Origin of the sequence: Virgibacillus sp. 6R (assembly GCF_001895305.1) — a bacterium.
Classification (GTDB): domain Bacteria; phylum Bacillota; class Bacilli; order Bacillales; family Amphibacillaceae; genus Virgibacillus; species Virgibacillus pantothenticus.
Map to the genome: position 1 here is coordinate 4,383,712 of NZ_CP017762.1, position 24,126 is coordinate 4,407,837.

A 24,126-nucleotide genomic window follows, 5' to 3' on the forward strand; every position below is an offset into this window, starting at 1 on the left:
GTTTTTGTAGAATTATTTTGGCTTTTCTATGTATTTATTATAATATAAATAAGACGAAGATCAAAATAAAGTGAAGCGCATTTACGTAGGTTTTAATTTGTGAAAATGTTCATTTAGTTATATATAAGAAGTGTAAATTAGTAGTTTACCCATCCGTATTTAAAGATGCAAATTCTCTCGCATATAAGGTGCTGTAAGACTCCCACTTCAGGAGTTAGATAATCTGTACTACCACAAATCTAAGTGGCACCTAAATGCCCTATTTCGTAAGAGGTCTTTAGGACATACCCTTAGGCTACTAACACTCAGTGGGGGATGAATGAACACCTTGAGTGAAGATTCATTATATCGGAGGTATGAGACAATCGTGAAAAATGGAATTATATATTTGACTGCATTTTTTATTTCAATACCTTTTATGGCGACATGGCTTACCTATCTTTTTAGTTATAAACTGACACAAAAACAAATAAAATCTTTTCATCTGGCAGTATATTGGACAACCCCGTTGTACTTGATAGCTGTGACTTTAATGGTAGAAATGATTATTGGAGTATCGATAGCTGGAGTAATCATGATTTTACTACTTATTTTGTTAATCGGAATTCTTTTTTTGCAATGGAAACAACAAACGGAAGTGCTCTTGTTCAAGGCAATAAAATTAACGTGGCGGATTTCATTTTTAGCGTTTGGTTTGTTATATGGGATGCTCATCATAACTGGAATTTTACAGCGGATCTTTTTTAATATCTGATTTTCAAACAGATCGCATGAAATTTTAAAATTTTTTAGGTACAATACATGAAGGACATTACATATAAAGGAGCATGAATCTATGCGGATCGAACCTATCAAATTAAAGCAACAAAATAAATTAATCGAAGACTATCGGAATAATGAGCCGAGCATTCAGCCATTTTTTGATTATCCCGCATTTGGTGAATGGGAGCATAGGTATCATGATCTGCAAAAAAGAACGTTTAAACGTCAGGAATTATGCGATTGTTTACAAATGATAAATAGCCAATGGAAGGCGCCGGAAGCAACGCGAAAAAATATTGATAGATTGCGTCATCCCGAAGCTGTAACGGTTATTGGGGGGCAGCAGGCCAGTCTGTTGTCTGGTCCTTTGTATACGATTAATAAAATTATTTCCATTATACATTTAGCGAAACAACAAGAAGAAGAGTTGAGAGTTCCAGTAATCCCTATTTTCTGGATAGCGGGTGAGGATCATGATTTTGCTGAGGTAAATCATGTTTATTTGCAAGAGGAACAACAGATGCAAAAATATGTATTAAAACAGCAAGTGCGTTCTAAAACAGCTCTATCAGACATTCGAATTGATCATGATAAAGCGAAACAATGGCTAGACGAGCTGTTTGAAAAATTAACAGAAACAAACCATACAAAAACATTATATGATGAAATGAATAAATGCTTAGCTTCCTCTCTTACATACGTTGACTTCTTTGCCAAGCTTATTTATCATTTTTTCCCAGAAGAAGGCTTAGTATTAATGGATTCTGGCAATAAATCCATCCGTCAATTGGAAAGTGATTTCTTTGTGGAAATGATTGAAAATCAACCTAAAATCAGTGAATCGGTATGTGATTCATTAGAGCAATTACAATCTTTAGGTTACACTATAGATTTATCAGTTGCACCGTCAGATGGTCATTTATTTTATTATCAGGATGACGAACGAATATTACTGCAACGCACAGACACAGGCGAATGGATAGGCAAACAAAACGAGGTTCATTTTACAACAGAACAGTTGAAACAAATTGCTAAACTAACTCCTGCGCAATTGAGTAATAATGTAGTTACCCGTCCGTTAATGCAAGAAATGCTATTTCCAAATCTTGCATTTATAGCTGGCCCTGGAGAAATCGGTTATTGGTCTGCGCTAAAGTCAGCTTTTCATCAATTGCAAATGAAAATGCCACCCGTTGTACCGAGGCTTTCTATATCGGTCATTGACCGCACGATTGAAAAGGCATTGCATGATTGCCAAATGAGCGCTGAGCAAGTGATTAATGGAAGGGTAGCGGATGAAAAAGAGGCTTGGCTAGCAAATACATCCTATCCTTCTATAAAACAGATTGCCCAAGAGGTACAAGAGCAGATAATCGACGTGCATGCGCCGCTAAGAGAATTGGCCGCATCCATGAGAGACGATTTAGGCGCGATAGCTGAGAAAAACCTTAATTATATACAAGACCACATCCAATACTTGGAAAAACGCTTAGTGAAAGCTTGGCAATGTAAACATCAAAATGATTTAGCGAAGTTTGATATACTCCAATGCGTCTTACACCCCGAAAATGGATTGCAGGAACGCATCTGGAACCCGTTACCTTGGTTAAATATCTACGGGATATCATTTGCAAGCAGCTTACTCCGGCATTCATATACCTTTCGCAACTCCCACTATGCGGTATACCTATAGGGATATAATACGAAGGTTTTTATCGTAAAACTTCCACTTCAAGTGTCGGAGGTGACAAAGAAATCACGTGTGGGTAACGGCATCTAAATTTCCGATTCGCTTAGGTTGGCTGTGATGTGAGGAGCTATTGTAATAGAATAGCTACGTTAGCGACACACTCCACACAGAAAAAGTGTATTCTCTTTTTCAAGGGAACTTATGATTTTGACCATTCTTCTACTTCTAATTAGTAAGATAGAAGAAAACCATGTAACTAGTTGTATGGTCTGCCCTTCAAGCTTATGAAGTGCATTCCAAAAGGGTAAATGGGAAATCCAACTGTAAAATCAACTGCCTGATCCTGTTCAGAAGCCTTTAGGTCTAATTTTTGCAGTACAAAATCATGTATGGATAGCCGTCTAAATGGAAGCTTCCCATCCCCCCCACTTTAAATAAAAAATGAGCGAAAAGACTGTCATAGCAATGAAGGCAGTCTTTTTTTGTTAGCAATAAAATAGTTCTTATTTCCTAATTTTTAACCAGTGCAAGCAATTTTTAAAAAATTGGTGGTGAATAGTGGGGGGATGTGGTAATATAGGGAATACGAAGGTGGGGCGGACTATATGTTTATGGGTGAATTCCAACATAACATTGATACGAAAGGCAGAATAATTGTCCCTTCCAAGTTTCGCGAACAGCTTGGAGAAAGCTTTGTCGTGACTCGAGGATTGGATCAATGTTTATTTGTTTACCCCATGACTGAATGGAAAATATTAGAAGAAAAACTAAAAAAGCTCCCACTAACGAAAAAAGATGCCAGAGCGTTTACACGATTTTTCTTTTCTGGCGCAGTTGAATGTGAAATTGATAAACAGGGTAGAATAAATATTCCGCAAACATTACGAAATTATGCAGCAATTGAGAAAGAATGTGTTGTTATTGGTGTTTCGAATCGAATTGAAATATGGTCGAGTGAACATTGGGATTCGTATGTTACCGACTCTGAAGAATCTTTTGCAGAAATTGCGGAGAACTTAATGGATTTTGATATTTAAAGCTATTACAGTAGCTTGCTTGAAAAAGAAATGGGTGTTTATATGTTTGAACATAAAAGTGTTTTAAAAGAAGAGACGATTCAAGGACTTGCTATTAAAGCCGATGGCGTGTATGTCGATTGTACGCTTGGTGGTGGCGGTCACTCAGAAGCAATTGCCTCGATACTTGGAGAGAATGGGCTATTACTTGGTTTTGATCAGGATATTCTTGCATTAGAGGCTGCAAAGGATCGTTTGCAGGCATATAAGAATCGTATGAAGTTCATTCATGCTAATTTTAGTCAACTTGAAGCGGTGTTAGCTAAAGAAAATATTAGTCAGGTTGATGGTGTTCTATTTGATTTAGGGGTTTCCTCTCCACAACTTGATAGAGGGGAGCGCGGCTTTAGTTATCAACATGATGCGAGATTAGATATGCGTATGAATCAACAACAAGAATTGGATGCCTTTCGTATCGTTAACGATTGGTCTTTTCAGGATTTGGTGAAGATTTTCTATCAATATGGTGAGGAAAAATTCTCCAAACAAATTGCTCGAAAAATAGAAGAACGTAGAAAGACAGCCCCCATTGAAACCACGTATGATTTAGTTGATATTATCAAAGAGGCAATCCCTGCCCCTGCTCGACGTAAAGGCGGTCATCCTGCTAAACGTGTATTTCAGGCATTAAGAATTGCGGTAAACGATGAGCTCGATGTGTTTAATGACGCCTTACATCAAGCGGCAAAGGTAATCGGTATAAATGGGCGAATAGCAGTAATTACCTTTCATTCGTTAGAGGATCGCCTTTGTAAACAAGCTTTTAAAAAATGGAGTACAGATAAAGAAACCCCACGTCATTTACCGATATTGCCAAAAGAAAACGAAGCACCATTTCGCTTAATAACCAGAAAGCCAATTGTTGCCACTTCAGATGAGTTGGATGAGAATAGAAGGTCTCGATCTGCCAAGCTTCGCATCGTAGAAAAAGTAGGCGAATGGAGAGATGAATTTACTTATAAGGAAGGGTGGAGGAAATAATGAGTGCAAATCATGCAAGAAGTTGGGAACAGATAAAACCGCAAAGAACCCCTAAACGTGAACAAACGAACCCTGTAAAAGTAGCCAAGCAAGGCTGGATAACAAAAGGGGAAAAAATCCTTTATTCGATTATTGGGCTATTCATTGTAGTGGCTTGTATTTACATGGTTTCATTTGCTTCTTCCACAGACTCGATTAATCGTGACATGCAAGAATTGGAGAGTAAAGTAAAGGCACAACAATCCGAGAATGATCTATTATCAGATGAAATCAAAAAACTAAGTCGTCCAGAACGAATTATTGAGATTGCGAAGAAAAACGGCTTACAAGTTCAGGATGCAAAGGTTAGGCAGGCACAATCTATCGATTAATTTCATTCAAGGAGAACGGATAGGTTATGAGGAAAAATAAAACAACGCATTTTATGGCAGGGATTTTTATCATCCTTTTCGTCGGCATTTTTTTAACTTTATCGGGAAGGTTTCTCTATATTCAAGCAACCGCAGAAATTGACGGTGTTTCTTTAAAGAAGTGGGCAGATAAACAGCGTACGTCTACTTATAAACTGCCTGCAGAACGCGGGAAAATCTATGACAATAATGGAATGACACTCGCTTATGATCAGCCGAGCTACAGAATCTTCGCCATTGTTCAAGAAGCTTATTCGGACGGTGCGGAAGAACCAAGGCATGTGAAAGAACCACGAAAAACAGCTGAGCAATTAGCTCCTTTATTGGATATGAAGGAAAGCGATATAGAGAAACGCTTACAGGAAGGGATTGATAATGATCGCTTCCAAGTAGAGTTTGGAAATAAAGGTAGACAGCTTTCCTTGCAAAAGAAAGAGGAAATCGAGGAACTGGAATTACCGGGAATTCATTTTAAGGAAGAGACTGTTCGGGCATATCCAAATGGTACCTTCGCTTCACAAATCATCGGATTTGCGAAAGAGATGGAAAGAGAGGGGAAAGAGGAGAATGCTACGACGCAACAATTAAAAGGTGTCACTGGTATTGAAAAGGAAATGGATAAACACTTGCGTGGAAAAGATGGCTACATTGCTTTTCAACGGGATAAATATAATAAAAAATTGCTCGATCCGAAAGAAGTAGTCAAAAAAAATGAGGATGGCGGAAACATTTATTTGACCATTGACCAAAAAATTCAAACCCTACTGGAGGATACATTGACGCAAGTTGAAAAGAAATATGAACCTGAACGTATTTCTGCTGTTGTTATGAACCCAAAAACGGGGGAAGTTATAGCGATGGGAAATCGACCAAGCTATAATCCAAATAATCCTACTGATGTAGAAAATTGGTACAATGACGTTGTGTCCACACCATTTGAGCCTGGCTCCACAATGAAAATGTTTACTTGGGCTGCTGCAATAGAAGAAGGTGTCTATAACGGAACAGAAGCTTATAAATCGGGGCAATATCAGCCCAATGAAAAAATTAAGCCGGTTCGTGATCACAATGGCGGGGCTGGTTGGGGACCTATTTCATACAATGAAGGATTCGAGCGGTCTTCTAATGTTGCCGCTTCTAAGCTCGTATGGGAAAAAATTGGCTCGGATAAATACCTTGAGTACTTAAAAGCCTTTCAGTTTGATCAAAAAACAAATATCGACTTACCAAATGAGGTTGCTGGGAAAATTTTATACAATTGGCCAGCAGAAAAATTAACGACTGCATTCGGCCAAGGTACAACTATGACGCCAATCCAGCAAATGAAGGCAGCAACTGCCATTGCAAATAACGGTAAAATGCTGCAACCATATATTATTGATAAGTTAACAGAAGCCGATAAGCAAAAGCCAATCAAAGAAAAACAGCCAAAAGTGGTAGGTGAACCCATCTCTAAAGCTACGTCCAAACAAGTATTACAATTATTAGATTTGGCAGTTAATGGAGAGCATGCAACGGGAAAAAACTTTCAATTAGATGGTTATAAGGTAGGGGGGAAAACAGGAACGGCTCAAATCCCCAACCCTGACGGTGGCTATTTAATCGGAAGAGAAAATTACATCTTTTCCTTTTTAGGGATGGCGCCAATTGATAATCCTCAACTAATGATGTATGTGTCTGTGAAGCAACCAAAATTAGGAGAGAAAAAAGACGGGTCCTTGGAAATGGGATCCGATCCAGTTGCATTTATTTTTAAACATGTTATGGAAAATGGACTGCATTACTTAAACATAGATCCGGATAAGCAAAAAATGGACAACGTAAAGCATATTGAAATCCCCTCTGTAGTTGGTAAAAGTGGGGAAGCCGTAGCAAAAGAGTTAACGGAAAAAGGCTTACGTGTTACGACAACTGGAAAGGGAAAAATACTAAAAAGCAATGTCCAAGAAGGAGATCAAGTATTGCCAAATGATCACATTATGCTCATCACTGAAAAACCTAAAATGCCCAAAATTATTGGCTGGTCGCTTCGGGATGCATTGCAGCTTGCTAACCTACTAGAATTGAAGACAGAAACATTTGGCGATGGTTATGTTGCGACACAAAATATAAAAGCAGGTGTAGCTATTAAGCCTGGTGATTATCTAGGTATTGAGCTAGAACCTCCGAACAAGCAAAAAAAGCAAGAATAGATCCATAGATCGGGTGAAGTGATGCTCGTTAAGAGGTATTGAAATAAGCTTAACTGGACCATAGATTAACATGAGAAACAGTGTTCTATTCCCTTTTTATCGTTCATATAGTGGATACAAGCATGTCTTTAAAAAGGAGATGTCGTATGAAACGTGTATCTGCTGTGACGACAAAAAAGAGGATTGTCGCTGTTTTTCTTATTGGTTTACTAGTCTATGTAATTATCGATATCCGCCTGGGTTATGTACAATTTGTTATCGGAGATGATCTGACGGGACAGGCTACAGAATTATGGACCAGAGATATTGAATTTGAACCGGAAAGAGGAAAAATCTTAGATAATCATGGGGAAGTACTAGCTGAAAATGTAACGGCTCCTTCTGTAGTCGTTGTCCCAAGACAAGTTGATGAACCTAAACAAACGGCCCAAAAATTGGCCTCAATACTAGAAATGCCAGAAGATGAGGCGTTTGCATATGTAACGAAAAATGCCTCCAGCGTCAATATTCACCCTGAGGGAAGAAAGATAAATGAAAAGCAAGAGATGGCAATTCGAACATTAGATATGAACGGAGTATATTTATCTAAGGATTCTAAACGGCATTATCCATATGGGGACGACCTCTCTCATGTACTTGGGTTTGCAGGTATTGATAATCAAGGTTTAATGGGCTTGGAGCTATACTATGATGAACAGCTAAGTGGGGAAAAAGGAAGTTTATCCTTTTATTCCGATGCCAAAGGGAGAAGACTAGAACGTTTAGCAGATGTTTATTCTGAACCAAAAGATGGACTGGATTTAAAGACGACAATTGACACAAGAGTACAAACGATTATGGAAAGAGAACTGGATTTAGTTGCCTCTAAGTATAATCCTGATGGAGCTGTTGCCATTGCTGTAAATCCAAAAACGGGCGGTGTTCTTGGGATGACATCACGGCCAAATTTTCATCCGGAAAACTATCAGGAAGTGGACGCAGATATTTTTGATCGTAATTTGCCTATATGGAGTACGTATGAACCAGGATCAACATTTAAGATTATTACGCTTGCTGCTGCTCTGGAAGAAGGGGTAGTTGATTTACACAATGATCATTACCACGATGATGGCGATATTTCAGTTGGTGGTTCGGAATTGCATTGTTGGAAAAGTGGTGGGCATGGGCATCAAAGCTATTTAGAAGTGGTGCAAAATTCATGTAACCCTGGGTTTGTAAGCCTTGGTCAAATGCTTGGAAAAGAAAAGCTGTTTTCCTATATTGATCAATTTGGTTTCGGAAAAAAAACTGGAATCGACTTACAGGGAGAAGGTACTGGAATTTTGTTTAAACCTGAAAAAGTAGGACCTGTTGAACTAGCAACAACCGCTTTTGGACAAGGAGTTTCCGTAACACCAATTCAACAAGTAATGGCTGTTTCTGCTGCAGTAAATGGCGGATATTTATACGAACCATACATTGCAGAGGAGTGGATTGATCCGAAAACATCCAGTGTCCAAAAGCAAGTTAAGCCTGTAATGAAAAAACGAGTTATCTCGGAGGCAACTTCCAAAGAAATACGCCAAGCATTAGAAAGTGTAGTGGCTCAAGGGACAGGGCGCCCCGCTTATGTGGATGGATACCGAGTAGGCGGAAAAACAGGAACAGCTCAAAAAGTAGGACCTGATGGCAGATATATGAAAAATAATTATGTAGTTTCTTTTATCGGCTTTGCTCCAGCTGATGATCCCGAAATTGTTGTGTATGTTGCTGTGGATAACCCGAAAAACGCGGTACAATTTGGTGGAGTGGTTGCAGCTCCAGTAGTTGGCAGGATTATTGGTGACAGCCTGAGAGCAATGGAAGTAAAACCTCGTACGGAAGGACTGGAAAAAGATTACCAATGGCCGGAACAGCCTAAAGTAGAGGTGCCGGATGTTGTAGGATTAAAGCGAAAAGAACTCCAGGAATATATGACAAATTTATCCATTGAAACGAGCGGAAAAGGGGATTATATTGTGGATCAAGCACCTAAACCAGGTACTAAAGTAGAACAAGGTGCAAAAATTAGAATTTATTTAGCAGAAAATGATCGTTAATTATGCGCAAATTTGCTATAATAGATAGGCGAAAAAGAAAGAGGGTGTCTTTCACCCTCTTAAAAGTGATTCGAAGCAAGAATATCTTTATCGAGATAATTACAATGAGAATGGGATGTTACACATGAAATTAGAGGAATTATTAAGCTGTATACCATTTTATAAAACAACCGAAAATGTATCAGATCTAAATATTGACAAAATTGTCATGGATTCGCGGAAAGTAAAGCCGGGAGACTTATTTATATGCATTTCAGGATATACAGTAGATGGGCATGATTTTGTAAACCAGGCCGAAGCTAACGGAGCTGTAGCGATTATTGCTGAAAAACCAGTGGATTCCAAATTGCCGGTTATATTAGTGCCTGATTCTAAACGAGCTTTATCAATACTTGCGGTGAAGTATTATGATAACCCAACTGGTAAATTTTCACTAATAGGAGTAACTGGAACAAATGGCAAAACGACAGTAACTTATTTATTGGAAGCTATTTTTAAATTAGCTAAACAAAAAACAGGTGTCATCGGTACTTTACATATGAAAATTGATGACGAAACGTATCCGGTGATTAATACAACCCCAGATGCGCTTTCATTACAGCAGACATTCGACAAGATGGCAAAGCAGCATATAGAGCAGGCAATTATGGAAGTTTCTTCCCATGCACTTGTTCAGGGGAGAGTGCATGGTTGTGATTATGATATCGCTGTTTTTACAAATCTTTCCCAAGATCATTTAGATTTTCATAAGGATATGGACGATTATTTGCGAGCAAAAAGTCTGTTGTTTGCACAAATGGGCAACCATTATGATACTGAAAAACGTAAATATGCTGTGCTAAATCAGGATGAACCTGCCAGTGAGTTGCTAAAGCAAAGTACAGCACAGCATGTGATTACGTATGGAATAGATCGTGATGCACAGGTAATGGCTAGTGATATTGAGCTTGGAGCTACGGGAATTTATTTTCAACTGAAAACCCCAATAGGTAACATACACATTAAAAGCAAGCTAATGGGGACGTTTAACGTTTATAACATGCTGGCAGCTTCTGCCGCTGCAATCGTTTCTAATATTTCATTGGATACGATTCAAGAGGCATTCGAGCAAATTGAAGGGGTAAATGGACGGTTTGAGCCTGTAAATGAAGGGCAATCTTTTGCTGTCATTGTAGATTATGCACATACACCAGATTCATTGGAAAATGTGTTACAGACTGTGAAAGAATTTGCTAAACAGCGTGTATTTGTTGTCGTTGGCTGTGGTGGCGATCGAGATAAGACAAAACGACCGGTTATGGCGCAAATAGCGGTGAAATACGCCGATAAACCGATTTTTACTTCTGACAATCCAAGAACAGAGGATCCAATGGCCATTCTTGAGGATATGACAAATGGCTTAGACAACGACGCGACATATGAAGTGATAGCTGATCGGAAAGCAGCCATTCATGAAGCGTTAAATCAAGCAGCGGATGATGATATCATCGTTATTGCTGGAAAAGGGCATGAGACATACCAGCAAATAGGGCATACAAAATATGACTTTGATGATCGTGAAGTTGCTCGTCAAGCAATATTAGCGAAGGAGCGTGCCTAATGTTTACAGTAAAATGGCTTGCCCAGATGTTTCATCCGTATACAGGACATATCGCTGAACAATCCATTAAAGGCGTCTATACAGATAGCCGTATAGAAATGGCGGATGGTTTATTCGTTCCGATCGTTGGAGAAAATTTTGATGGCCATGATTATGTATCTGAAGCAGTGGAGAAAGGAGCGATTGCTGTTTTGTGGAATAAACAAAAGCAATTGCCGGACACTCTTCCTGCTTCATTGGTAGTATTTTATGTGGAAGACACGTTGACTGCCTTGCAGCAATTGGCTTCTGCGTATCGGGAAAAAATGAATCCAATTGTGATCGGGATAACCGGTTCAAATGGTAAAACAACAACGAAGGATATGGTTGCAGCTTTATTGCAAACAACCTACCGAACCCATTATACGAAGGGGAATTTTAATAACCATATCGGCTTGCCTTTGACTATCCTATCTATGCAGCCGAATACAGAAGTTTTGGTAGTGGAAATGGGAATGAATCATGCTGGTGAAATAAAATTATTATCTAATATAGCGAAACTAGATTATGCAATTATTACCAATATTGGCGAATCCCATATTGAATATCTAGGTTCGAGAGAAAATATTGCCAAAGCAAAACTAGAAATTTTATCAGGATTAAGTAAAACAGGGCTGTTAGTAATAGATGGCGACGAGCCTTTATTACAGCAATTTCATAATCAAGAACGAGTGATTACTTGTGGTTTTGCGAAACATAACGTGAACCAAATAACCTCGCTACAAGTACATGATAATGAAACATCGTTTACGATAAACGAAAATGCAAATTATACGATTCCTTTTTTAGGAAAACACCATGCTAAGAATGCGACATTGGCAATTACGATCGGTATGAGTTTAAAAATCGAAGCAGGAAAGATGCAATCGGCGTTTCGTCATATGCAGAAGACAGGGATGCGATTCGAAAAACTACGTGGAAAAAATGGTGTGACATTGATTAATGATGCTTACAATGCTTCTGCTACATCTATGAAGGCTGCTATCGAGGTCGTGAAACAACTCGATGGATACTCTGAAAAAGTCCTTGTTTTAGGTGATATTTTAGAATTAGGCGATTATTCAGAGGTGATGCATCGTTCTGTATCGGAAGCCATAACTAAGCCAATTACAAACGTCTACACGTTTGGTAATGCTGCTAAATATATTACTGAGGAACTCGTTGAACAGAGTGGTTCAATTCCTGCTAGCCATTATACAGATAAGAATGCTTTGCTAAACGCGCTTCAACCCCATTTACATGAAGAAGCAATCATTTTATTTAAAGCTTCCAGAGGTTTGCAGTTTGAGACATTTATAACTGATTTAAAGCAGTAACAATTTCGATGGACGGTTCGTATAAGGAGGAAATGTAATGAACATTACTGTGTTAATGATAACCATAGCAATAGGATTTTTAATTACCGTCCTTTTATCTCCTATTTTTATTCCATTTTTACGTAGGTTAAAGTTTGGACAAAGTATTAGGGAAGAAGGACCAAAATCCCATCTTAAAAAAACTGGAACCCCAACAATGGGAGGAATTATGATCGTTTTCAGTATCGTGATTACCTCCCTTATTATGAGTTGGAAAATTAATCCAGTTGGTATTAGTTATGAACTGTGGATTTTATTATTTGTATTGGTAGGATATGGCCTGCTTGGCTTTTTAGATGATTTTATAAAAATTATTAAAAAAAGAAATCTTGGCTTAACGTCAAAGCAAAAACTACTTGGACAGCTTATTATCGCGCTGGTCATTTATTTTGTCTTAAGAGAACAAGGTTTCCCAACCTATGTTTCCATACCTGGGACTACCGTTCAATTAGAGCTGGGCTGGGGATATGCTCTACTAATTATATTTATGCTTGTTGGTGCTTCCAATGCAGTAAATTTGACAGATGGTTTAGACGGCTTATTAGCAGGTACTGCCGCCATTGCTTTTGGCGCATTTGCAATTTTGGCTTGGTACGGTTATCCTCAAAATGAGGTAGCGATATTTGCACTAGCAGTTGTAGGCGCGTTACTCGGTTTTCTCGTATTTAATGCCCATCCTGCTAAAGTATTTATGGGTGATACAGGATCATTAGCTTTAGGTGGCGCCATTGCGGGTGTTGCTATTTTAACAAAACTGGAAATCATTTTAGTTATTATTGGCGGCGTGTTCGTCATCGAAACATTATCAGTTATTATCCAAGTCATATCATTTAAAACAACTGGAAAAAGAGTGTTTAAAATGAGCCCGTTACATCATCATTACGAGCTATTAGGTTGGTCGGAATGGCGCGTTGTCACAACCTTTTGGCTAGTAGGGCTTGTTTTTGCTGCGTTAGGAATTTATATTGAGGTGGGTATAAGTTGAAAAAGCTAAAAAATTTCCCCTATGAGCACATCCTAGTGTTAGGGTTAGCAAAAAGCGGAACTGCTGCAGCGGCTGTTTTACTCGAGCAGGGGAAAAGGGTACGCATTAATGATCAGAAAGCAACCGAATTCGATTCAAATGTGGCGAAACTGAAGGAGATGGGGGCAGAATTAATTCTTGGCTCCCATCCTATTCGTGTTTTGGACGGAATAGATATCGTCGTAAAGAATCCTGGCATTTCTTATGACAATCCTATCGTAGCAGAAGCTGAAAAACGAGGGATTGCTGTGATTACGGAAATTGAAATAGCCGGACAATTAGCAAACAGACATATTATTGGCATAACTGGTTCAAATGGAAAAACGACGACGACAACTTTAACTACAGAAATGCTAAAACAGAGTGAGAAGCGAGTTAAAGTAGCTGGCAATATCGGAATTGTTGCAACCGAAGTAGCGAAAGATCTTGAGCAAGACGAACATCTGGTTTTGGAGTTATCTTCATTTCAATTGGTGGGCGTTGACCAATTTAAACCGAAAATAGCCGTTCTACTAAATATATTTGAAGCGCATTTAGATTATCACAAGACATGGGAAAATTATAAACAAGCAAAATATAATATATTTAAAAACCAAATGGATGATGATTATCTTGTTTATAATGCAGAAGATGAAAGTTTAGTAGAAGCAGCTAAACAAGCAAGAGCGCAAAAAGTTCCCTTCTCTGTGAAAAACAGACAGATTGATGGTGCTTGGATGGATGAAACAGCGATCTATTTTAAACAAGAAAAAATAATGGAACGGCATGATATTGTTTTATTAGGCGAGCATAATTACGAGAATATTTTAGCTAGTGTAGCAGCAGCTAAGTTAAGCGGTGCAACAAATGAAGGAATACGTAAAGTGTTAGCTATGTTTACAGGTGTAAAGCATCGCTTGCAGTTTGTTGGTAATTATCACGGACGGTTGTTTTATAATGATTCGAAAGCTACGAATTGCCTAGCTACACAAAAAGCTTTATCAGCATTTGAACAACCTATTATTCTACTTGCAGGAGGTCTAGATCGGGGCAATGGCTTCGATGAGCTTCTTCCATATTTGGACCATGTAAAGGCGATGGTATTATTTGGGGAGACCGCACCGAAATTAAAGCAATTAGGCATCAAAGCGAATATTTCAACGATTCGCGATACTGAAAACGTGCAAACAGCTGTACAGGCAGCATACGAAATTTCTGAACAGAATGACGTGATTTTGTTGTCACCTGCTTGCGCAAGCTGGGATCAATATCGAACCTTTGAAGAAAGAGGAGACATGTTTATACAAGCTGTGCATACATTAGTATAGGGGCTTGTTTAAATAAAGAATAGATGGATAAATAGGATCCATATAGTTAGTTAATGAAGCGTGCGAACAGGCATTATTCATACAAGCGATATGTTTGGATGAACCCAATTCTATTGCATCCAAACCTGCCGTGTAGAGGCATGTTTTTGAATACACTGCCATAATGACATTCTTTTTAAACACCCCCTAGTAATATTCAAAAGCGGGGTGTTATTTTTTGCTAGTGAAAAAGAAATCATTCACCAATGGCTCACCGGATTATATTTTAATTGGTGTGATTATATCGTTACTCGTTATTGGTGTTGTAATGGTGTACAGCTCTTCCTTTGTTTGGGCTGAATATAAGTTTAATGACGCTTGGTTTTACGTAAAACGCCAGCTTCTATTTGCTGGTGCAGGTGTTGGAGCCATGATCTTTACGATGAATCTCCCTTATACAACATGGAAAAAATATGCTAAATTAATTTTACTGCTTTGTTTTGGTCTATTATTTCTCGTCTTAATACCTGGAATCGGGATCGTAAGAGGCGGGGCGCAAAGTTGGATTGGAATTGGTGCATTTAGTATTCAACCATCTGAGTTCATGAAATTAGGGTTGATTATATTTTTAGCTGCGTACCTATCGAGCTATCAAAAATATATCACTTCATTTAAAAAAGGGTTTCTACCTTCTATACTATTAATTTTTTCTGCTTTTGGATTGATTATGCTGCAGCCTGATTTAGGAACAGGAATGGTTCTTGTATTGACCTGTATGGTAATGGTCTTCACTGCAGGGGCTAGGATGTCTCATTTCCTTGGTCTGGGAATAATTGGAATAGTAGGTTTTATTGGGTTGGTGTTGTCTGCTCCGTACCGTATCAGCAGAATTACCGCTTTTTTGAATCCCTGGGAGGATCCGCTTGGTGATGGGTTTCAGATCATTCAATCGTTATACGCAATCGGTCCAGGAGGTTTAATGGGATTAGGATTAGGGAAGAGTTTACAGAAATACTTTTACTTACCAGAACCGCAAACCGATTTTATTTTTGCTATTTTGGGTGAAGAATTAGGGTTTATCGGCGGTAGTGCAGTCATCATCTTATTTCTGCTGCTCCTTTGGAGAGGCATAAAAGTGTCCTTAGAAGCCCCAGATAGTTTTTCGCGATTTTTAGCTTTAGGCATTGTGTCTATGCTAGCTATTCAAGCAATGATTAATATTAGTGTCGTTATCGGTTTAATTCCTGTAACCGGTATTACATTGCCGTTTTTAAGTTACGGTGGTTCCTCTTTAACATTAATTCTTTGTTCTGTCGGTATTCTATTAAACATTAGTAAATACACCAAAATATAATCCTTCCGGTTGTTTATAATTCCAACTGGTTAATATTAGTTGTAGTGGTTTCGATTTATTCAAAATGAATACAGGAACGAGTAGACAATGGTGAGAAAAACTTTGCTTTTCCTCTAAGTCTCACTACATTTTTTAATGTATAATATGATATACTCATAGTAACAAGCTGAAATGGCATGTCTGTGCCATTTCTTGTTGTTAATTTGGTATAAAGGAAGAAATAGAGATGGCTCAAAAGAAAGTCGTTTCAATCGAAGATCGCATTCCTAAATTGAAACAGGCAAGGAAGAAAAAGGCAAATCGCAGGCTGCTATTTTACCTGTCTATTTTTTTCATTTTAATTTCAGTTGTCGTTTATTTACAATCCCCTTTAAGTTACATACGTACGATTCAAGTAGCAGGGAACTCTTTTTTAAATGATGACGAAGTTGTAAAGCAAGCGGATTTAGTCAAAAATGAAAACATATGGACAATAGATACAGAAGTTACTGAATCTAAATTAAAAGATAGTCCAATTATTGCTTCTGCAAAAGTTAGCCGCAAGTTACCTTGGACCGTTTCCATTACAATTGATGAATACGAGCTTGTCGGATATAAGCAACAAGAAACGACTTATTTTCCAGTTTTAGGTAATGGAACAACGCTTCAAAGTATGGGGAAAAACACGTATAATGGAGATGCCCCATTAATTAAAGGTTTTAATAAGGAAGCATATTTACATAGGATGACGAATGAGTTGGAAAAACTTCCGGAAACGATAAGAAAATTAATTTCTGAAGTTCATTGGACGCCAGAAAAGGAAAATAAAGATAAAATCATGCTGTATATGAATGATGGATTTGTGGTAGATGCCCGTATTCCTAACTTTGCTGAAAGTATGGACATATATCCTTCCATTGTGTCACAGTTAGATGAAGAAAGTGAAGGAATTATTCATATTGGGGTCGGGGCTTATTTCGAATCTTTTAAGGAAGGAAAAAAGGCTTCGTCTGTTGCTGAAGAGGATCGGGAAGAGTAATATGATATCTAATTTCAAAAGTCATATTTTCAATCCAGTTTACGAACAATTATAGTATAGCATACTTTGAAACAAATGGTTTTGCTTAAGCCTAACGTTATTTCTGTGAATCAATGTTAAAGCTAAGTTTTGTGTACCCCCACGTAAGGTCTGTATGGCTTATGGCTCCTTAGAGATGTGGGAGATATCTAGAATTCTAAGAGGAAGAAAACGGCAACCTAAATTCCGTTTCGATCCGCCTTAAGATGTCGATCATAGGAAGCGTGACACATAGGAAAAGTGTTTTCTTTTTCAAGACGCTTAAGATTTTAGCCTATGTTTCTCGTAAATCAGTGGAAGATGAAAGAATGCACTGATTGAAGGTACAATTTTTTACCTAGCTTTATCCATGGGCTGAATGTTAGAGATTTTTATATCATAAACCTATGCTTAATTGAAAGTTTCACTTTAAAAGCTTTTAAGATTTTTTAAAAAAATACCAAAAAATAAAGGAAATCCTTAGTTTTATGTGGAATATCCTAATATATTATATTTTTGGGAAGTTTCAATAGATTCATAATCAGATAAAAATAGATGATGGAGAGAAGTGTGCTTTTAATGCAGCTTTTGAATTTGGGAGGTGCCTCGTTTTGAACAACAGTGATGTTTTAGTAAGCCTTGATATCGGTACATCAAGAATAAAAGTGATTATCGGTGAGGTTTTAAATGATTCATTAAATATTATTGGTGTAGGGACTGCTAAGTCTAATGGTATGAAAAAAGGAGCAATTATCGATATAGATCAAACGGTACACTCCATTCGTAATGCGGTAGAACAAGCTGAAAGAATGGTTGGGATGCAAATTGAACGTGTCGTCGTTGGAGTTAACGGTAATCACATCCAATTGCAACCTTGTCATGGGGTTGTGGCAGTTCAAAGTGAAAATCGTGAAATAAGTGATGAAGATGTTACTAGAGTTATTGATGGAGCTCAAGTAATGTCCATTCCTCCAGAGAGAGAAATTATTGATGTCATACCGAAGCAATTTATCGTAGATGGTTTAGATGAAATTAATGATCCAAGAGGGATGATTGGTGTCCGATTGGAAATGGAAGGAACCATAATTACCTGTTCGAAAACCATTTTGCATAATATTTTAAAATGTGTAGAGCGTGCAAACCTCCAAGTAGCGGATATCTGCCTTCAACCGCTTGCCGCCGGAACAATTGCTTTGTCCAAAGATGAGAAAAATATGGGCGTTGCTTTAATAGACGTAGGCGGTGGCTGTTCCACAGTTTCTATCTTCGAAAACGATCATCTTGTCTCAACGAGTGTCGTGCAATTGGGTGGAGACAACATTACAAAAGATCTCTCAATTGGTCTGCGTACATCGACAGAAGAAGCAGAAAATGTAAAAGTTAACCATGGTCATGCCTTCTATGATGACGCATTAGAGGAAGAAGTGTTTGATGTGTCCATTATAGGCAGTAACTCTAAGCAAACTTCAAATCAATTAGAAATAGCAGATATCATTGAGGCGCGGATGGAAGAGATCTATGCATTTGCAGAAAGAGAAATAAGAAAAATGGGTTACCATGAATTACCAGGAGGCTATGTCCTAACTGGTGGAACAATGGCTATGCCTGGTGTACTTGAACTCGCAGAAGACTTATTTCGTTCCAATGTTCGGATCGCTATACCAGATTACATAGGTGTACGGGAACCGCAATTTACTGCAGGCGTTGGAATCTTGCAATTTGCTTATTGGAATGCGAAAATACAGGGAAAAGAATTATTTCCAACTGTTATTTCACAAGGACATGATGCCCAACCAAAACGTCTAAAAAAACAAACGAAAGCAAATGATTCAAATGAACCTAAGAAAAAAGAGGCTAAAATCGCTAATTTGTTTAAGTATTTTTTTGATTAATATAAGTCTTTCCATACCTGTATGAATGGTACTCTATTGATATATAAAAAATAACCTCTATTCAATTAGCTTCTAGAACGTTTGTAATTTTGCAAATTAGGAGGAACGAGATATGTTGGAATTTGATATGAATATGGAAGAACTAGCTACAATAAAAGTAATTGGAGTAGGCGGTGGCGGTAACAATGCTGTCAACCGTATGATTGAGCATGGTGTCGAAGGTGTTGAATTTATCGCTGTCAATACAGATGCCCAAGCTTTAAATCTATCGAAAGCTGAATTGAAAATTCAAATAGGGGAAAAATTAACTAGAGGATTAGGTGCAGGTGCTAATCCAGAAGTTGGAAAAAAGGCTGCTGAAGAAAGTAAGGAGCAGCTAGAAGAAGTGTTGCAAGGAGCAGATATGATCTTTGTAACAGCTGGTATGGGCGGAGGTACTGGAACTGGTGCAGCACCTGTCATTGCGCAAATTGCTAAAGACCTTGGGGCACTAACAGTGGGTGTCGTTACACGACCATTTTCTTTTGAAGGTAGAAGGCGATCGACACAAGCCATTTCTGGTATTGAAGCATTAAAGGGTAGTGTTGATACGCTCATTGTGATACCGAATGATCGACTATTGGAAATTGTAGATAAAAATACGCCAATGCTGGAGGCTTTTCGTGAAGCAGATAATGTATTACGCCAAGGTGTACAAGGCATCTCTGATTTAATTGCTAAGCCTGGCTTAATTAATGTGGATTTTGCCGACGTAAAAACGATTATGTATGATAAAGGCTCTGCACTTATGGGAATCGGGGTTGCTACTGGTGAAACGCGAGCAACGGAGGCAGCTAAAAAAGCCATCTCTTCACCATTACTCGAAACTTCTATCGATGGAGCACATGGTATTTTAATGAATATTACGGGTGGAACAAATTTAAGTTTATACGAAGTACAAGAAGCTGCAGATTTAGTAACTTCTGCTGCAGATAATGAAGTAAACGTTATTTTTGGTTCTGTCATCAATGAAAATTTAAAAGACGAAATTATTGTTACTGTGATTGCTACTGGGTTTGATGAATCCGTAAAAAAACCAGAGCAGCCTACAAAACAGCAACGCTCAACCTATCATCAGCATGCAGCAACTCGTACAAATGAAGATATGCCGAGAAGAGAACGGGAAAGAGAGCCAGAACCTCAACAGCAACGCCCAGTTCAGGAAGAGGATACATTGGACATCCCTACTTTCTTGCGTAACAGAAACAGAAATAGAAATCGTTAACTAGGACGGTCTCAAAGGCGCCCTTTAAAAAATCTCAAGGAATCTAAAAATTCTTTGAGATTTTTTATGTGTGCGCCCTGCATGGGCGAAAACTTGGTGGTGAAAGTCCACTACAGGCTTGGCAGTAGGAACTGTTAGCGGAAGGCAAGGTGGCTATCGTGAGGTAGTGGCTGAAGGAAGCTGGACGCAAACTCCTGAACTGACGAACAGAAATTAGATAGAAGGCTGAATTAGGTCGGATAAATCTGCGCAACAAGATAAAGTCCAATACTGCCCGAAACCTATACAGTAAATCTAACAGTTACATGGGAGGAAAGTTTTCGCTCTTACCGGGGGAGGTCTTGTGAGGGTGCAGTGGGAGTTGAATGATAACGAATCAGCACAACCAAAGCGGGGACGTTTTGGTGAATCACAAGAAGTCAGCAGAGGTCATAGTAATGTTAACTGACGAAACATGAAGGACCGAACAATAGAAATTTTGAAAGCTCTAGGAGGTGTGGAAGGTGCGACAACTGCAGAAAACAGGAGAATCTGGCTATCGGCAGAGAGATAGTGTGGAACATGAAGGGTATGTCGAAGCGCATAGTACTTTTCATGGTGAACAGAACAATCAAAATGGTGTATCCAATCTGTTTGAAAGAATCCTATCAAGGAACAACTTAAATCAAGCTTACCTTCAAGTAGTCAGAAATAAGGGAGCAGCAGGGATCGACGGTATGACGTACGACCAGCTACTTCCATACTTGAAGGAACACAAGGAGGAACTATTAACCCAGTTACGTCAAGGAAAGTATAAACCGCAACCCGTTCTGCGGGTTGAAATTCCGAAACCAGATGGTGGAAAGAGGAAACTGGGGATTCCTACAGTCATCGATCGAATGCTTCAACAAGCTATCAACCAAGTGTTACAACCGATATTTGAACCAACGTTCTCCGATAATAGTTTTGGGTTTCGTCCAAAACGTAGTGCGCATCATGCCATCATACGGGCGAAATCGTACTACGAACAAGGGTACAAATATGTAGTGGACTTGGATATGAAATCCTACTTCGATACGGTAAATCATGACAAACTCATGTACTTCGTGGAAAAACAGATATCTGATAAGCGAGTGCTTCACTTGATAAGACGATACTTATTAAGTGGAATTATGATTAACGGTATCTTCGAAAAATCAGAACAAGGAACGCCGCAAGGCGGAAACCTATCTCCGTTACTCAGTAATATCTATTTAAATGAACTAGACCAACTATTGGAAAAGCGTGGTCATCGATTCGTTCGTTACGCAGATGATTGTAATATCTATGTGAAAAGTAGAAGAGCAGGATATCGAGTAATGGATAACATTACTACCTTTCTTGAGAGAGATTTGAGTCTAACCGTTAACCGAGAAAAGAGTGCGGTTGGAAGCCCTTTGAAACGGAAGTTTCTTGGCTTCTGTCTATTAGCCACGAAGAATGGGGTTAAAATTCGTCCTCATAACAAAGCGAAAGTGACCGTTCAAGAGAAACTCAAGCGAATCACCAAACGCAATCGTGGGCGGAATCTTGAAGTGATTCTAAAAGAAATCCAGCAACTTATGACAGGGTGGATAAATTACTATGGCATAGGGGAAATGAAAGGATTCATGAAGAATCTAAATGGATGGTTGAAGCGACGAATTAGACAATATATTTGGAAACAGTGGAAAAATCCACGTACGAAAAGAAAGAATCTAATTCATTTAGGCATCGATAAACGTAAAGCTTATGAATGGTCGAATACAAGAAAAGGTTACTGGACTATATCAAGTAGCTATGTACTCCATCGTTCATTGACAGATAAAGAACTGGCGTCGAGAGGATATAAAGATATCGCTCTTCAATACCAGTTCGTACACTCAAACTATTGAACCGCCGTATACGGAACCGTACGTACGGTGGTGTGAGAGGGGCGAAAAGTTATTTAGCTTTTCCCTCTACTCGATTTATGGATGAATGTAGTACAACAACTTTTAAGACTGCAGTTATGGTAGTGAGTCCATATGAAAGAAATATTTAAAATAGTAATAAAGATTACTATAGCGTATTTCGGCTAGTATAAGATTACGAATGATGAAATTGCGTCAGACTAATAATTTACTTAGGTTCAAATGTGTTTATAAACAATGCAGAATTTGCACTTTTAACGATCAGCTATACAGTGACAAACCTTCTGATAACTCGGGGAAAATAGTCATATTTACGGTACAGAATATGACAGACTTTGCTTACATCCTTCGTTATACTAGAATCACTATGAATCATGGCAAGCTTTTAAAAACACAGATCTAGTAGCTGATGCTTGAAGGGAAGGGAAACATGACCATTTACTTGGATGCGGTATGGGCGTTGAACTTTTTATTAGATCTCATGCTATTGATGCTGACGCAAGCATTAGCCAGAGATGATACGAAGAAGCGACGATTAATAGTTGGGGCGTTTATTGCATCCTTACTCGTGCCGATTTCCATATATTTTCCTGAATCTTTTGCTACCAGTGTACTTGGGAAAATAATGATTTCTGGCATTATTATCATGGCTGCATTCGGCTATCGGAATAAGTATCGGTGGCTCAAATTATTTGGTTTATTTTATTTTGTAAGTTTTTCAATAGGGGGTGGTTTAATTGGCATCCACTTTTTACTCAAGCGTCCGTTTAGTATGAGTACAAACGGCTTATTGACGTACAATAGTGGCTTTGGTGATCCAGTGAGCTGGTTATTCGTTGCAATTGGCTTTCCGCTTGTATGGGTGTTTACAAAATCTCGTATGGACAAGCACGTGAAAGAAAAAATTCGCTATGACCAGTTGATTCCTGTAACGATTAAGATGAGAGGAAGAAGTTACTCAACCACTGGATTTATTGATAGTGGGAATCAATTAACCGATCCAATTACCAAAAAGCCAGTTATTTTATGTGATGAAATAGCATTAAAACAGTGGTTTACTGATCAAGAATGGGAACAGCTTGAACAATGCTATCATACATTTCAAATGGATACATTACCATCTGAGTGGGAGAAATATTTGCAAGTTGTACCTTATCAAGGAGTAGAAGGGAGTAGTATGTTTTTATTTACACTCCGACCTGAGCAACTCATTATATATTATGGAGAAAAACGAATCACAACAACAAAAGTATTAATAGGTATTCAATTCGGACAGTTAACTAAGGATGCGAGTTATCATTGTTTATTGCATCCACAAATGATTCAAACAGCTACCATTCATAGTGCTTAAAAGGAGAGATAAAAGTTGAGAATATCTAAATTACGCTTTCGTTTATGGTGGTATAAACTTTTAATCAAGCTACGATTAAAATCAGAAGAGATTTATTATATCGGAGGTAGTGAAGCGCTTCCTCCACCGTTATCTAAAGAAGAAGAGCAGGAATTATTAGCATTATTGCCTAAAGGTGATAAATCAGCCAGAGCGATTTTAATTGAGCGTAATTTACGTTTGGTGGTCTACATTGCCCGAAAGTTTGAAAACACGGGGATCAATATTGAAGATTTAATTAGCATTGGTACGATAGGTCTTATAAAAGCTGTAAATACATTTAACCCGGAAAAAAAGATAAAGCTGGCAACGTATGCTTCACGTTGTATTGAAAATGAAATACTAATGTACTTACGGCGCAATAATAAGTTGAAATCAGAGGTTTCCTTTGATGAACCCCTTAATATAGATTGGGATGGGAATGAATTATTATTATCTGATGTGTTAGGGACGGATGAAGATATTATAACAAGAGATTTGGAATCCGATGTAGATAAGCATTTGTTAAAAAATGCATTATCGCAACTAAATCCTCGTGAGAAACAAATTATGGAACTTCGCTTTGGACTTGTTGGAGAAGAAGAAAAAACACAGAAAGATGTTGCTAATATGTTGGGTATTTCACAGTCATATATATCAAGATTGGAGAAAAAAATAATTCGCCGACTAAAAAAAGAATTTAATAAAATGGTTTAGCCCTGTGTTTGTACGCTTTCATGTTTTTTCATCATTTATGTAAGATGACGACCTGCATAAAAAGCCTCCCTTAAGGAGATACTGTCCATGA

18 protein-coding genes are annotated in these 24,126 nt (G+C 38.2%); all 18 read left to right on the forward strand.

Annotated elements, in window-relative coordinates; translation table 11 throughout:
• Positions 1-328: 328 nt before the first annotated feature.
• The 18 genes from BKP57_RS19810 (at position 329) to sigE (ending at position 24,035) form a co-directional block, all read left to right on the forward strand.
• Positions 329-754, forward strand: coding sequence for a DUF3397 family protein (locus tag BKP57_RS19810; RefSeq protein WP_169770804.1), 426 nt, complete (start codon positions 329-331; stop codon positions 752-754).
• Between the two features lie 81 nt (positions 755-835).
• Positions 836-2,455 (forward strand): bacillithiol biosynthesis cysteine-adding enzyme BshC, encoded by a 1,620-nt coding sequence (gene bshC, locus BKP57_RS19815; RefSeq protein WP_050352644.1) that lies wholly within the window; start codon positions 836-838, stop codon positions 2,453-2,455.
• A 602-nt stretch (positions 2,456-3,057) separates the two neighbouring features.
• Positions 3,058-3,489 (forward strand): division/cell wall cluster transcriptional repressor MraZ, encoded by a 432-nt coding sequence (gene mraZ / locus BKP57_RS19820; protein WP_050352645.1) that lies wholly within the window; start codon positions 3,058-3,060, stop codon positions 3,487-3,489.
• Positions 3,490-3,531: 42 nt separating this feature from the next.
• A complete protein-coding gene (gene rsmH / locus BKP57_RS19825) occupies positions 3,532-4,509 on the forward strand; it encodes a 16S rRNA (cytosine(1402)-N(4))-methyltransferase RsmH (RefSeq protein ID WP_198035012.1) in 978 nt (325 codons plus the stop codon).
• On the forward strand, positions 4,509-4,880 hold the full coding sequence (ftsL, locus tag BKP57_RS19830; protein ID WP_072742226.1) for a cell division protein FtsL: 372 nt from the start codon (positions 4,509-4,511) through the stop codon (positions 4,878-4,880). The genes rsmH and ftsL overlap by 1 nt, the downstream gene beginning before the upstream one ends.
• A gap of 26 nt (positions 4,881-4,906) precedes the next feature.
• Positions 4,907-7,111, forward strand: a complete 2,205-nt coding sequence (locus BKP57_RS19835; protein ID WP_072742227.1) for a penicillin-binding protein — start codon at positions 4,907-4,909, stop codon at positions 7,109-7,111.
• A gap of 146 nt (positions 7,112-7,257) precedes the next feature.
• Entirely contained in the window at positions 7,258-9,189 is a 1,932-nt protein-coding gene (locus BKP57_RS19840; protein WP_050352648.1) for a stage V sporulation protein D, read from the forward strand.
• A 124-nt stretch (positions 9,190-9,313) separates the two neighbouring features.
• Complete coding sequence (locus BKP57_RS19845; RefSeq protein WP_072742228.1) at positions 9,314-10,789, forward strand: UDP-N-acetylmuramoyl-L-alanyl-D-glutamate--2,6-diaminopimelate ligase; 1,476 nt, start codon at positions 9,314-9,316, stop codon at positions 10,787-10,789.
• Positions 10,789-12,144, forward strand: coding sequence for a UDP-N-acetylmuramoyl-tripeptide--D-alanyl-D-alanine ligase (locus BKP57_RS19850; RefSeq protein WP_072742229.1), 1,356 nt, complete (start codon positions 10,789-10,791; stop codon positions 12,142-12,144). The genes BKP57_RS19845 and BKP57_RS19850 overlap by 1 nt, the downstream gene beginning before the upstream one ends.
• 37 nt (positions 12,145-12,181) lie before the next feature.
• Entirely contained in the window at positions 12,182-13,168 is a 987-nt protein-coding gene (gene mraY, locus BKP57_RS19855; RefSeq protein WP_050352651.1) for a phospho-N-acetylmuramoyl-pentapeptide-transferase, read from the forward strand.
• Positions 13,165-14,514 carry a UDP-N-acetylmuramoyl-L-alanine--D-glutamate ligase gene (gene murD / locus BKP57_RS19860; protein WP_050352652.1) on the forward strand — a complete coding sequence of 450 codons (1,350 nt, stop codon included), beginning with the start codon at positions 13,165-13,167 and terminating at the stop codon, positions 14,512-14,514. Before mraY ends, murD begins: the two co-directional genes overlap by 4 nt.
• 223 nt (positions 14,515-14,737) lie before the next feature.
• On the forward strand, positions 14,738-15,847 hold the full coding sequence (gene spoVE, locus BKP57_RS19865; RefSeq protein ID WP_373314114.1) for a stage V sporulation protein E: 1,110 nt from the start codon (positions 14,738-14,740) through the stop codon (positions 15,845-15,847).
• A gap of 226 nt (positions 15,848-16,073) precedes the next feature.
• Complete coding sequence (locus BKP57_RS19870; protein WP_072742230.1) at positions 16,074-16,865, forward strand: cell division protein FtsQ/DivIB; 792 nt, start codon at positions 16,074-16,076, stop codon at positions 16,863-16,865.
• A gap of 629 nt (positions 16,866-17,494) precedes the next feature.
• Positions 17,495-18,775, forward strand: a complete 1,281-nt coding sequence (gene ftsA / locus BKP57_RS19875) for a cell division protein FtsA (RefSeq protein WP_050352655.1) — start codon at positions 17,495-17,497, stop codon at positions 18,773-18,775.
• 112 nt (positions 18,776-18,887) lie between these two features.
• A complete protein-coding gene (ftsZ, locus tag BKP57_RS19880; protein ID WP_050352656.1) occupies positions 18,888-20,039 on the forward strand; it encodes a cell division protein FtsZ in 1,152 nt (383 codons plus the stop codon).
• A gap of 503 nt (positions 20,040-20,542) precedes the next feature.
• Positions 20,543-21,931 (forward strand): group II intron reverse transcriptase/maturase, encoded by a 1,389-nt coding sequence (gene ltrA / locus BKP57_RS19885; RefSeq protein ID WP_072740903.1) that lies wholly within the window; start codon positions 20,543-20,545, stop codon positions 21,929-21,931.
• Between the two features lie 448 nt (positions 21,932-22,379).
• The gene (gene spoIIGA, locus BKP57_RS19890; RefSeq protein WP_050352657.1) at positions 22,380-23,300 is read left to right on the forward strand and encodes a sigma-E processing peptidase SpoIIGA; all 921 of its coding nucleotides are present in this window, start codon (positions 22,380-22,382) and stop codon (positions 23,298-23,300) included.
• 15 nt (positions 23,301-23,315) lie between these two features.
• Positions 23,316-24,035, forward strand: coding sequence for an RNA polymerase sporulation sigma factor SigE (gene sigE / locus BKP57_RS19895; RefSeq protein WP_050352658.1), 720 nt, complete (start codon positions 23,316-23,318; stop codon positions 24,033-24,035).
• The last annotated feature ends 91 nt before the right edge of the window (positions 24,036-24,126 follow it).

Excerpts from the sequence above, each read along its gene's own strand:
- bshC (WP_050352644.1), top strand. The coding sequence starts at position 836 with ATGCGGATCGAACCTATCAAATTAAAGCAACAAAATAAATTAATCGAA.
- mraZ (WP_050352645.1), top strand. The coding sequence starts at position 3,058 with ATGTTTATGGGTGAATTCCAACATAACATTGATACGAAAGGCAGAATA.
- rsmH (WP_198035012.1), top strand. The coding sequence starts at position 3,532 with ATGTTTGAACATAAAAGTGTTTTAAAAGAAGAGACGATTCAAGGACTT.
- ftsL (WP_072742226.1), top strand. The coding sequence starts at position 4,509 with ATGAGTGCAAATCATGCAAGAAGTTGGGAACAGATAAAACCGCAAAGA.
- BKP57_RS19835 (WP_072742227.1), top strand. The coding sequence starts at position 4,907 with ATGAGGAAAAATAAAACAACGCATTTTATGGCAGGGATTTTTATCATC.
- BKP57_RS19840 (WP_050352648.1), top strand. The coding sequence starts at position 7,258 with ATGAAACGTGTATCTGCTGTGACGACAAAAAAGAGGATTGTCGCTGTT.
- BKP57_RS19845 (WP_072742228.1), top strand. The coding sequence starts at position 9,314 with ATGAAATTAGAGGAATTATTAAGCTGTATACCATTTTATAAAACAACC.
- BKP57_RS19850 (WP_072742229.1), top strand. The coding sequence starts at position 10,789 with ATGTTTACAGTAAAATGGCTTGCCCAGATGTTTCATCCGTATACAGGA.
- mraY (WP_050352651.1), top strand. The coding sequence starts at position 12,182 with ATGAACATTACTGTGTTAATGATAACCATAGCAATAGGATTTTTAATT.
- BKP57_RS19870 (WP_072742230.1), top strand. The coding sequence starts at position 16,074 with ATGGCTCAAAAGAAAGTCGTTTCAATCGAAGATCGCATTCCTAAATTG.
- ftsZ (WP_050352656.1), top strand. The coding sequence starts at position 18,888 with ATGTTGGAATTTGATATGAATATGGAAGAACTAGCTACAATAAAAGTA.
- spoIIGA (WP_050352657.1), top strand. The coding sequence starts at position 22,380 with ATGACCATTTACTTGGATGCGGTATGGGCGTTGAACTTTTTATTAGAT.